This window comes from Lysinibacter sp. HNR (assembly GCF_029760935.1).
Classification (GTDB): domain Bacteria; phylum Actinomycetota; class Actinomycetes; order Actinomycetales; family Microbacteriaceae; genus HNR.
On the sequence record NZ_CP121684.1, the window covers coordinates 2,368,257 to 2,379,317 of the forward strand.

The following is an 11,061-nucleotide window of genomic DNA, read 5'->3' on the forward strand; positions in this document are numbered from 1 at the left end:
AATTTACGCAAATAACACAATCTGCAAAAGCTAATAGGCAGTTAATAATAACATTACTTTAAAATCTTTACCACTAGATTACCCAAGAGCCCTAAAGCAAGCATCTTTCCACCGAAACGAGATCATACATGCTAACTGCAAGCTTTCGCACAGCGACTACTTCTGAACCGTTTATCGACGCTACGGGATAAAAATTCAGCCCTACCAGCTCACTGGAACCGGTTTACCTTCCTCATAGCCAGACGCTGATTGCACACCCACAAGAGCCAGCTCGTGGAACTCCGCAAGCGTTTTGGCGCCGGCGTAGGTGAAGGAGCTGCGCACACCCGACGTGATCATATCGAGTAGATCCTCCACAGACGGGCGAGCCGGATCAATATAGATCGTGCTTCCGCTGATGCCCTCGGCAAAAAGTGTTTTGCGCGCCAGATCGAAGGGATCCAACCGACCAAAACGACCCTCCACGGCCTTGGTGGAGGCCATCCCCCAGCTTTCCTTGTAGTGGCGCCCGTTTGCATCCGTCATGATGCGTCCGGGAGCCTCAATCGTTCCCGCAAACCACGAGCCAATCATCACACTCGCCGCACCCGCCGCCAGGGCCAATGCCACGTCACGCGGGTAACGAACCCCGCCATCGGCCCACACATGAGCCCCCAGCTCGCGAGCACGGTCCGCGGTCTCAAGAACCGCCGAGAACTGCGGACGACCCACCGCCGTCATCATTCGTGTGGTGCACATGGCGCCTGGGCCAACACCCACCTTGAGGATGTCGGCTCCAGCGCTCACCAGGTCCTGCACCGCATCGGCGGTGACAATGTTTCCGGCAACAATGGGGACATCAAGATCGAGGCCACGCACGGTCTCGATCGCCCGCAGCATACCTCCCTGGTGGCCGTGGGCCGTATCAATCACCAGCACGTCAACACCAGCCTCCACCAGGGCCCGCGCCTTTGCCGTCACGTCACCGTTAATACCCACGGCCGCCGCAACAGCCAGACGTCCCTCGGCATCAAGGTGCGGCTCGTAGAGCGTGCCGCGTAGAGCAGATTTACGCGAGAGGGTACCCACAATACGTCCGTGATCAAGCACCGGAGCGAAGTGGGCATCAGCCGCAACAAGTGCATCAAACGCCTCACGATTGTCGCCGATTTCTTCGGCAGCCAGGGCGATCCACTCCGTGCGAAGCAAATCCTTCAACTGCGCGCCGGGACGAGCCGTGGCCAGTACCTCGGCGGGTACAATGCCCCGATACTCATCGTCCTGAATAACGATTCCGTGCTCAACACTCGGTGGAAGTAACTCGCGAGCCTCGGCCACGGTTGCCTTGGGCGACAGGATAATTGCCGTATCAAAGCGCGTGGGCTGCGCTTTCACCCAGCGAATAGCGTCGGCAAGCTCCTGCAGAGGCATATCCTGCGGGATGACACCAAGACCCCCGCGACGGGCAAGGGTCGCCGCAAGCCGAGGGCCCGTCACCGAGTTCATATTCGACGATACGAGCGGTAGGGTTGCCGCGGTTCCATCTGTTGCCTTGAGCGACACCGATAGTCGACTATCAATCTCGGATTTTCTGGGAATCAGGAAAACATCCGAATAGGTTAGATCGTGGGTTGCGCCCTCAGCATTAAATTCCATACCTTCTAAAATACCCTGGATAAATATGAGGTGTCTGTCCATTTTTTCCGACTAGGCTTGTAACATTGTTTTTGGCGCAACGATGCACGAAGCATCCAGCACAAATTTGATGAGAAAACACGAGAGAGTGGGCGATCGGCTTGAATGGCCAAACAACGGGAACAGACAACCCAGACAAATCATCAAACGACTTTGGCGCAAACGAATGGCTGGTGGAAGAGCTCTACAAACAGTTTGTAGAGAACAAAAACCAGGTAGATAAATCGTGGTGGCCGATCCTCGAAAATTATGCGTCCAAGGCTACCGTTTCGAGCGCGGATACCCCTCAGGCCACTCCCGCCCCGCAGCAGGCCGCTTTTGAGGCGACAGCACCCGTGGCCGGGACACTCACCGCAGGAACGTCCTCCCCTCCCACGGCCCCCATCGCTCGCACCACAAACACCGCACCCAAGCCACAACCCATTCCCGCCGACGCACCCGTAACCGGCTCCATCAATACCGTCGACGAAGACGAGCAGGATAGCGTCACCCCCTTGCGAGGCATGCCCAAGACGCTCGCGGCCAACATGGAGACCAGCCTCCAGGTGCCCACAGCCACTAGCGTGCGCACTATACCCGCCAAACTACTCATCGATAATCGCATTGTTATTAACAACCACATGCGGCGCTCCCGGGGCGGGAAGGTTTCCTTCACACACCTCATCGGCTGGGCCATCGTTCAGACCCTCAAAGAGTTTCCCAGCCAAAACGTCTATTACGACCAGGTCGATGGAAAGCCCTCGGTGGTGGCACCCGCTCACGTTAACCTCGGAATTGCCATTGACGTGCCTAAGGCAGACGGAACCCGTGCTCTTCTCGTGCCCAGTATCAAGCGAGCAGACACCCTCACGTTTGCGGAGTTTTTAACCGCCTATGAAGACGTCGTGAAGCGTGCACGCACCAATAAGCTCACGGCCAACGATTTTGCGGGCACCACCATCTCCCTCACCAACCCCGGAGGAATTGGAACGGTTCACTCCGTACCCCGCCTCATGAAGGGACAGGGGTGCATCATCGGCGCGGGTGCCCTCGAATACCCCGCCGAGTTTCAGGGAGCATCACAGAAAACGCTCAACTCTCTGGGTATCGGAAAAACGATAACCCTCACCAGCACCTACGACCACAGGGTTATTCAGGGGGCGGGTTCCGGCGAATTCCTCAAGCTCATTCATGAGCGCCTCATCGGGCACCACAGCTTTTACGATCAAATCTTTGCCGCGGTGCGCATTCCCTACCGTCCCATCCAGTGGGCCCACGACATCAGCGTGGACAACTACGATGCGGTCGATAAGGTCGCACGCGTGCAGGAACTCATCAACGCGTATCGCGTGCGCGGACACCTCATGGCGGATATCGACCCTCTGGAATACGTACAGCGCACCCACCCCGACCTTGAGATCGAGTCACACGGCCTCACCTTCTGGGATCTCGACCGCGAATTTCTCACGGGCAATCTGAGCGGCAAGCGCTCCATGCCTCTCCGCGACATCCTCGGCATTCTGCGCGACTCTTATTGCCGCAAAATCTCCGTGGAGTACATGCACATTCAGGATCCCGCACAGCGCCAGTGGATTCAAGAACGGGTCGAGGCCCCCTATGTTAAGCCGGCCAAGGAAGAGCAATTACGCATCCTGGGCAAGCTCAACGAGGCCGAAGCATTTGAAACCTTCCTGCAGACAAAATACGTTGGCCAAAAACGCTTCAGCCTGGAGGGCGGCGAATCCACTATCGCTCTTCTCGACGAGGTGCTTCAGGGGGCCGCAGAGGACAACCTCGACGGCGTAGCGATCGGCATGGCTCACCGTGGCCGTCTCAACGTGCTCACCAACATTGCGGGCAAAACCTACGGGCAAATCTTCCGCGAGTTCGAGGGAGCCCAACCCACCCGCAAGTCGGGCGGATCCGGTGATGTCAAGTATCACCTGGGGACGGAGGGCACTTTCAAAGACATTCGGGGCCGCGAGGTGCCCGTTTACCTCGCTGCCAATCCCTCACACCTCGAAGCCGTTAACGGTGTTCTTGAGGGAATAGTCCGCGCCAAACAAGACCGCAAACCCATCGGCACGTTCTCAACCCTTCCCGTGCTTGTACACGGTGACGCTGCAATGGCGGGGCAGGGCGTCGTCTTTGAAACCATGCAAATGTCGCAGCTTCGCGGATACCGCACGGGCGGAACCATCCACGTCATCGTAAATAATCAGGTGGGCTTTACCACGCTCCCCGAAGACTCACGCACGTCGATCTACTCCTCCGACGTGGCCAAATCTATCCAGGCCCCCGTCTTCCACGTTAACGGGGATGATCCCGAATCGGTTGTCCACGTGGCCCGGCTGGCATATATGTATCGCCAAGAGTTTAAGCGCGACGTTGTGGTTGACCTCGTGTGCTATCGTCGCCGTGGACACAACGAGGGGGACGACCCCTCGATGACTCAGCCCCTCATGTACAACCTCATTGAGGCAAAACGCTCCGTGCGCCGCCTCTACACAGAGTCGCTTGTTGGTCGCGGCGACATCACCGAGGAGGAGTACGAGGAGGCAAAGCGCGACTTCCAAAACAGGCTTGAACACGCCTTTGCTGACACCCACGCCGCACAGACCGCCGCGATCCCCGTGATCAACCCAGACGAACCGCTGGGCGTGGCAAGCGAGAGCACAGACGCAGAAGGACACCCCATCCACACCGCCATCACGGCATCAACCGTGCAGCTCATCGGTGACGCGTTCAACAACAAACCCGAGGGCTTTAGCGTTCACCCCAAACTGCAACAGCTCATTAACAAGCGGGTTGATATGAGCCGCAACGGTGGAATTGACTGGGGCTTTGCAGAGCTCATCGCCCTCGGCTCTCTCCTTATCGAGGGAAACCCCGTGCGATTTGCCGGTCAGGACTCCCGACGCGGCACCTTTGTGCAGCGTCACGCCGTCTTCCACGATCGCAATAACGGTCAGCTGTGGTTACCCCTCATGAACCTCTCTGAGGACCAGGCTCGCTTCTGGATCTACGACTCTCCCCTGAGCGAGTATGCCGCCCTCGCTTACGAATACGGATACTCGGTTGAGAACGAGGATGCCCTGGTTCTGTGGGAGGCACAGTTTGGCGACTTTGCCAACGGGGCTCAAACCGTGATCGACGAGTTTATCTCCTCGGCGGAGCAGAAGTGGGGCCAGCACTCATCCGTGGTGCTTCTGCTACCCCACGGATACGAGGGCCAGGGACCGGATCACTCCTCGGCTAGGATCGAGCGCTATCTGCAACTGTGTGCAGAAAACAACATGACTGTTGCCAGACCCTCCACCCCCGCCTCCTACTTCCACCTGCTGCGTAGGCAGGCCAAGGCACGTCCCCGCCGCCCGCTCGTGGTATTTACTCCCAAGGCGATGCTTCGCCTGCGCGGGGCCGCCAGCTCGGTTGCCGACTTTACCGAGGGTACGTTTGAGCCTGTCATCGACGACTCTCGTGTGACCGATAAGTCTGCGATCAAGCGGGTTATTCTTGTAGCGGGCAAGACCTACTACGACCTCATTGCCGAATTGGAGAAAAACCCCAACGACGCGATTGCCGTGGTTCGTTTAGAACAGTATTACCCCGCCCCCATCAACGAGCTTAACGCGGTTCTTGATACCTATCCCCAGGCAGACCTCATCTGGGTTCAGGACGAACCAGAGAACCAGGGTGCCTGGCCCTTTATGGGTCTTGAGGTGGGGTCGCAGCTCGTGGGACGTCCGCTCTCGGTCGTGTCACGTCCCGCCTCGGCATCACCAGCCACGGGGTCGGCAAAACGTCACGCGGCCGAGCAGGCCGACCTCATCACCCGGGCTCTTACCCTGTAGTGTGCCAGGGTTCCTCTCACACAAGGGGAACCCGAAACCCGTCTAGCACCCGCTACGGGGCGTGTGAGTGTCTCACCCAATACACGGGGAACCACGAGGATTAAAATGGTGTAAAAAAGTCCCAGCGGAACTGCCTTCTGGCGTCCGCTGGGACTTTGTAATACCTGTATTCGGCCGCGCATTTTTCAACCAAAGTAGTCTGGGCAAAACGCTCGGCGGATTAAAGGTAGAGCATCTTAACCGAGATGAAGCGCCTAAACGTGCTCTGCCTGAATGGAGCGCAGACGCAGCAGGACCTGATCCCGCAGTTCTTCGGGCGCTACTTCCTTGCAAGCACGCTGCACGGCATCCTTGAGGACGACGCCAACACGGTATTCGCTCTCGCACTCAGGGCATCCCTCAATGTGATTACGAATGTCGCGGGTGTCATCGGTGCACAATTCGTGGTGCAGGTATTCTTCTAAGGATTTTTTTGCTTTTTCGCAATCGCTGTCGCTCATAGGGTGACTCGCTTTCTTGTTTCTTTGACACCGGCACTTTTCTTTCTACCGGTGTCAACATCGTGCCCCTGCTCTGCGGCATAGTCGCTGAGCAAGTCGCGAAGGAGGCGACGGCCACGATGTAATCTACTCATTACGGTTCCAACGGGGGTCTTCATGATGTCTGCAATCTCCTGATAGGAGAACCCCTCCACGTCTGCCAGATAGACAACCATCCGAAAATCTTCGGATATGGAGTTGAGAGCGTTTTTGACCACGCTCTCGGGCATGCGATCGATCGCCTCAGCCTCAGCCGAACGCGATCCCATCGAAGTCGTTGACTCGGCATCCCCCAGCTGCCAGTCTTCTAGCTCGTCAATCGCCCGTAGAAAGGGTTCCCGCTGACGTTTGCGATACGTATTGATGTAGCTGTTTGTCATAATGCGATACAGCCACGCTTTAAGATTGGTTCCCTCTTGAAAAGACTTAAAGGCGGCGAAGGCCTTGGTGAAAGTCTCCTGCACCAGATCCTGTGCATCCTGAGTATTTTTGGTCATCCGCAAAGCGGCCCCGTACAACTGATCAAGAAACGGTAGGGCTTGCTCCTCGAAACTTTTATGCGAATTCTCTTGGTCACTCATATCGAGTAATCCTACCCGCCCCTCGGTAGAAATATCCTGAGTCTTCTCAAGAGTTATTAACGACACGTTTTTGTCTCCTCGGAAATTGTTATGCTCGCACAGGAACTGCCTGACCGACTCGGTCGTGTGTTTTAAAAACACTTTTTGTCCGGCTCGCGATAGTGTTAATAACCAATGTTGATTTCCAAGTATTCCCAACCAGATTTTAATCCTTTCGGTGACGAGATGGACAGCGACGACGAGCCTCAAAACTGGCCCGCCCCAACGCCGGGGAAACCGCTCGCCGCCACCGTGAATCTGCCAGGTTCCAAGTCGCTCACAAATCGCGAGCTTGTGCTCTCCGCGCTCGCTGCCACACCCTCAAGGCTGCGAGCGCCCCTCCACTCTCGGGACAGCAACCTGATGGTAGAAGCCCTGCGCTCCCTCGGCGCAACCGTTGAGGAGACTCCCGGAAACGGCTCCTTCGGTCCAGATTGGCTTATCACCCCGGGCGAACTTGTCGGCAGCACATCGGTTGACTGCGGACTCGCCGGAACCGTCATGCGTTTTGTCCCCCCGGTTGCTGCCCTCGCGCTCGGCCCCACCTCATTTGACGGAGACGAACACGCTCGCAACCGCCCCATGTCGGCAATCGTTGAGGGGCTTCGCTCCCTCGGCGTCGACATCACCGACGAGGGAAGGGGCAAGCTCCCCTTCACCATCCACGGTATGGGGTCGGTGCCGGGAGGGCGGGTGGAGATCGACGCGTCGCTCTCCAGCCAGTTTGTGTCCGGCTTGGCCCTCGCCGCCGCACGTTTTGACACGGGAGCACACATCGTCCACACCGGCGAGCGACTTCCCAGCGTTCCCCACATCACCATGACGCTCGAGGCCCTCACCGCACGCGGTGTGGTAGTGGAGCATCCCGCCGAGGGCGAGTGGGTTATCCATCCCGGCCCCATTCTGGGTGTCGAGCGAGACATCGAACCGGACCTATCAAACGCCGCTCCGTTCTTGGCGGCGGCCGTTGTGCTGGGCGGGAGCGTCAGCATCCCCGGGTGGCCAAGCGCCACAACACAGGTTGGCGATCAACTCCGCACAATCCTTCCCCATTTTGGCGCGGAGGTTGTGTTAGAAAACGGCGTACTCACGGTAACCGGACCCTCCAGCATTTCCGGGGTCACTCTTGATCTGAGCGAGGCGGGCGAGCTTGCGCCCGCCGTGGTGGGCCTCGCGGCGCTTGCCACGGGTCCCAGCACCATCACGGGTATCGGGCATATTCGACACCACGAGACAGACCGGATCGCGGCACTCTCGACAGAGATCAACAAGCTTGGTGGCAATGTCACCGAGCTTGAGGACGGCCTGCAGGTTGTCCCCGCCCCGCTGCACGGCGGGGTATGGCTGAGCTACAGCGACCACCGCATGGCTACCACAGGTGCTCTGATCGGGTTGGCTGTTGCCGGAGTAGAGGTGAATGACGTGGGCACCACGGCTAAGACGCTTCCGCAGTTTACCGACCTCTGGTTGGCGATGATCTCCTCACACTCGCAACAAAAGGGTCACGGTTCTAGGGGTTCGGGGGCACACCCCACCCACCTCACGATACCCGGGTTCCCGTCGGGCACGGGTTCCGCCCCCACAAGCACGTCTGCCCCGTGAGCCACCGGTCACACGTATGAGTTGGTGGGCCGATAACGACGACCTCGACGAACCCTACGGTGAGTTCGACGAGTCGGCCGTACGGGTACGACCAAACCCCAAGGGAAACCGTCCCCGCACCAAAATTCGTCCCGAACACGGCGATGCCCTAAACGCTACCGTTCTGGGAGTGGATCGCGGCAGGTTTAGCGTGCTGATCGGCTCCGAGGGTAAGACCCGCACCGCAATCGCAACGCGCGCCCGAGAGCTCGGCAAAAAAGCCATTGTCACGGGAGACCGGGTGCGGCTGGTGGGTGATACCAGCGGTGACGAGGGAACCCTAGCCCGCATCGTATCCGTCGATGACCGAACCACACTTCTGCGGCGCAGCGCCGACGACACCGATACCGTGGAGCGTGTTATCGTGGCCAACGCGGATCAGATGCTCATCGTTATCGCTGCGGCCAACCCGGAACCCCGCACCCGTCTGGTGGATCGCTATCTAGTCGCCGCCTACGATGCCAAAATACGTCCGCTGATCTGTGTCACGAAAACGGATCTGGCCGACCCTGCCGCATTTCTACGAAGCTTTGAGGGCTTGGGGATCACCACCTTCACAAGCGAGCCGAATCACACACCTCTCGCCGAAATTGCCGATCACCTGGTTGGTCACGAGACGGTTTTTGTGGGGCACTCCGGTGTGGGAAAATCCACGCTGATCAATGCACTGGTTCCCGGGGCAGAGAGAGCTATTGGGCGGGTCAATGAGGTAACGGGGCGGGGTCGCCACACGTCCTCCTCCACCGTTCGGTTACGACTCGACACACCGCGGGGTACAGGCTGGGTCATCGATACTCCCGGCGTGCGTTCCTTTGGGCTCGGACACGTCAATCCCGAAAGCATTGTTCGAGCGTTTACCGATCTGGCCGCGATTGCCCTGGAGTGTCCACGCGGCTGCACCCACCGCGAAGACGCTCCCGACTGTGCGGTTGCACAGGCGGTTACCGAGGGCCGGTTGGGCGAAACCGGCGCAACCAGACTCGACTCTCTCCACCGTTTACTCGAAACATTTTCCGCCAGGGCAGGAACGGAGCGTCCCGGGCGCTAGCGTGGCACGACCCTACTCACACGTGAGACACAGCAATCGTGGGGCGACATCCCTTATCATTGACGCATGACTGAGAACACGCGGCTTACTGCCGGAGACGCTGCCCCTGATTTCACCCTGAACGACCAGGATGGAAACCCCGTAACCCTCAGTTCTTTTCGAGGAGAAAAAGTAATTCTCTACTTCTATCCCGCGGCTAAAACCCCCGGTTGCACCACGCAGGCCTGTGACTTCCGCGATAATATGGCGTCGCTCGGGGCGGCAAACTACCGCATCCTTGGCATCTCTAAGGACTCGGTGGAGGTGCTGCGCTCCTTTGCCGATGAGGAGGGCCTGGCTTTCCCGCTGCTGAGCGACACCGATCTTACGGTTCACAACGGCTACGGATCGTACGGTGAAAAGAACCTCTACGGCAAGGTTGTCACCGGCGTATTACGATCCACCTTTGTGATTGATGAGCAGGGTGTTATTACAATGGCGCTCTACAACGTTAAAGCAACCGGACACGTCGCAAGCCTACGCAAAAAGCTTGGCCTCGCAGCTTAGCTGCGTCGCCAGTGTGCGGCACCGCCTCGGGTGTATCGCTCTTGGGGTCTGGCACCCTGCGGCTTAGCTAACGTCGTCTCCGGTCGCCGTGGACTGACGCTTTGCCGCACGAACAAGCAGGATCAGGGCAACTACCGCAGACAGGAGTAGTATCCAACCGATAAGGGGCTGGGCAAATTGTCCCTGAAAGCTTCCGATGGCAACCGCAATCTGTAAAATCTGAATTGTCACGGCAGATCCTCGGGCCCACGACGCGGAGCGCAGGAGACCCACCGCGGTGGCCGCCACCCACACGGTACCCAAGACAATCAGAACAAAGAGCGCGACGGCAGACGAGAACGAGTCCGGGTTGTCGGTCAGTAGTTCAAAGAAGAACCAGGCCGTCACCACCAGCATCAAGAACGTCTGAAGAAAGAGGATCACCACCGGTGCCCGCCAACGGGTTGGACGGGGTGAGTTTTCCGGGGGTGCGATACTCGATTCTTCTGCCATGCTTTTTACTACCTCAAAACTATTGATTTGCTGCTCAGTCTATGGGAGCATGTATTTTGTTGAGTTTCAACGCGCAGGGGCGTGCTCAACTTTCGTTTTACCAGGTTTCCCTCTGGGCTACGACTATTTTCCACTCCAACTTGGAATTGCAATTTTGTCGCGCCCACACTAAGTAACACCACAAGGAGCACACGTATGGATTGGCGTGAACAGGCCGCCTGCCTCACAGCAGACCCCGAATTGTTTTTCCCCGTCGGCAATACCGGACCGGCTGTTGATCAAATTGAGAAGGCCAAGTCGGTGTGTGCACGGTGCACGGTCACCGAAATTTGCCTGCAATACGCCATTGAAACCGGCCAAGACTCTGGAGTCTGGGGCGGACTGAGCGAAGACGAACGCCGGGCGCTGAAGCGCCGCGCGGCTCGCGCTCGTCGCGCCTCCTAAAAAGCACCTCGCGCCAAAGCGCGTCGTGCTTCCTCAAGCGTATAACTGAGGGGCCACCATTCTTTTCCCTGTGGCCCCTCCCCTCCCCTAGTAAGAACTTTCCAAATCTTTGCGCCATATCCGGCATCTTGTTCAAGGGTTGTCAAGACTTCACCCCTGATCATGCTGACTATATTCCTCGGATTTCGCATAAAGCACACAACTATTCTTTACTATCTGTATTC

The 11,061-nt window shown here is 58.0% G+C and carries 10 protein-coding genes; 5 read left to right on the forward strand and 5 right to left on the reverse strand.

The features are described 5' to 3' along the window. Positions 1-201 precede the first annotated feature (201 nt). On the reverse strand, positions 202-1,635 hold the full coding sequence (locus FrondiHNR_RS10840) for a GuaB1 family IMP dehydrogenase-related protein (RefSeq protein WP_279352779.1): 1,434 nt from the start codon (positions 1,633-1,635) through the stop codon (positions 202-204). Positions 1,636-1,775: 140 nt separating this feature from the next. On the opposite strand from FrondiHNR_RS10840, the gene FrondiHNR_RS10845 reads away from it, so the two are divergent. Then, positions 1,776-5,507: a multifunctional oxoglutarate decarboxylase/oxoglutarate dehydrogenase thiamine pyrophosphate-binding subunit/dihydrolipoyllysine-residue succinyltransferase subunit gene (locus tag FrondiHNR_RS10845; RefSeq protein WP_279352780.1), complete on the forward strand. Its 3,732-nt coding sequence runs from the start codon at positions 1,776-1,778 to the stop codon at positions 5,505-5,507. A gap of 254 nt (positions 5,508-5,761) precedes the next feature. On the opposite strand, the gene FrondiHNR_RS10850 is transcribed toward FrondiHNR_RS10845, so the two are convergent. After that, entirely contained in the window at positions 5,762-6,007 is a 246-nt protein-coding gene (locus tag FrondiHNR_RS10850) for a zf-HC2 domain-containing protein (RefSeq protein WP_279352781.1), read from the reverse strand. Continuing rightward, on the reverse strand, positions 6,004-6,627 hold the full coding sequence (locus FrondiHNR_RS10855) for a sigma-70 family RNA polymerase sigma factor (RefSeq protein WP_279354542.1): 624 nt from the start codon (positions 6,625-6,627) through the stop codon (positions 6,004-6,006). The genes FrondiHNR_RS10850 and FrondiHNR_RS10855 overlap by 4 nt, the downstream gene beginning before the upstream one ends. Positions 6,628-6,801: 174 nt before the next feature. Between FrondiHNR_RS10855 and aroA the strand changes: the two genes are divergently transcribed. From aroA to bcp, 3 genes are all read left to right on the forward strand, one after another. Then, entirely contained in the window at positions 6,802-8,268 is a 1,467-nt protein-coding gene (gene aroA / locus FrondiHNR_RS10860; protein ID WP_279352782.1) for a 3-phosphoshikimate 1-carboxyvinyltransferase, read from the forward strand. A 16-nt stretch (positions 8,269-8,284) separates the two neighbouring features. After that, entirely contained in the window at positions 8,285-9,355 is a 1,071-nt protein-coding gene (gene rsgA / locus FrondiHNR_RS10865) for a ribosome small subunit-dependent GTPase A (RefSeq protein ID WP_279352783.1), read from the forward strand. Between the two features lie 66 nt (positions 9,356-9,421). Continuing rightward, complete coding sequence (gene bcp, locus FrondiHNR_RS10870) at positions 9,422-9,901, forward strand: thioredoxin-dependent thiol peroxidase (RefSeq protein ID WP_279352784.1); 480 nt, start codon at positions 9,422-9,424, stop codon at positions 9,899-9,901. A gap of 63 nt (positions 9,902-9,964) precedes the next feature. Here bcp and FrondiHNR_RS10875 read toward each other — a convergent pair whose 3' ends face one another. Continuing rightward, positions 9,965-10,393 carry a hypothetical protein gene (locus FrondiHNR_RS10875; protein ID WP_279352785.1) on the reverse strand — a complete coding sequence of 143 codons (429 nt, stop codon included), beginning with the start codon at positions 10,391-10,393 and terminating at the stop codon, positions 9,965-9,967. A gap of 195 nt (positions 10,394-10,588) precedes the next feature. On the opposite strand from FrondiHNR_RS10875, the gene FrondiHNR_RS10880 reads away from it, so the two are divergent. Beyond that, positions 10,589-10,837 (forward strand): WhiB family transcriptional regulator, encoded by a 249-nt coding sequence (locus tag FrondiHNR_RS10880; protein ID WP_167149540.1) that lies wholly within the window; start codon positions 10,589-10,591, stop codon positions 10,835-10,837. Here the strand turns inward: FrondiHNR_RS10880 and FrondiHNR_RS10885 are convergent. Beyond that, on the reverse strand, positions 10,834-11,001 hold the full coding sequence (locus tag FrondiHNR_RS10885; protein ID WP_279352787.1) for a hypothetical protein: 168 nt from the start codon (positions 10,999-11,001) through the stop codon (positions 10,834-10,836). The genes FrondiHNR_RS10880 and FrondiHNR_RS10885 overlap by 4 nt on opposite strands. Between the last annotated feature and the right edge of the window lie 60 nt (positions 11,002-11,061).

Bases quoted from the DNA above. Each gene is read 5' to 3' on its own strand.
- FrondiHNR_RS10840 (WP_279352779.1), bottom strand. From the start codon at position 1,635: ATGGAATTTAATGCTGAGGGCGCAACCCACGATCTAACCTATTCGGAT.
- FrondiHNR_RS10850 (WP_279352781.1), bottom strand. From the start codon at position 6,007: ATGAGCGACAGCGATTGCGAAAAAGCAAAAAAATCCTTAGAAGAATAC.
- FrondiHNR_RS10855 (WP_279354542.1), bottom strand. From the start codon at position 6,627: ATGAGTGACCAAGAGAATTCGCATAAAAGTTTCGAGGAGCAAGCCCTA.
- aroA (WP_279352782.1), top strand. From the start codon at position 6,802: ATGTTGATTTCCAAGTATTCCCAACCAGATTTTAATCCTTTCGGTGAC.
- rsgA (WP_279352783.1), top strand. From the start codon at position 8,285: ATGAGTTGGTGGGCCGATAACGACGACCTCGACGAACCCTACGGTGAG.
- bcp (WP_279352784.1), top strand. From the start codon at position 9,422: ATGACTGAGAACACGCGGCTTACTGCCGGAGACGCTGCCCCTGATTTC.
- FrondiHNR_RS10875 (WP_279352785.1), bottom strand. From the start codon at position 10,393: ATGGCAGAAGAATCGAGTATCGCACCCCCGGAAAACTCACCCCGTCCA.
- FrondiHNR_RS10880 (WP_167149540.1), top strand. From the start codon at position 10,589: ATGGATTGGCGTGAACAGGCCGCCTGCCTCACAGCAGACCCCGAATTG.
- FrondiHNR_RS10885 (WP_279352787.1), bottom strand. From the start codon at position 11,001: ATGATCAGGGGTGAAGTCTTGACAACCCTTGAACAAGATGCCGGATAT.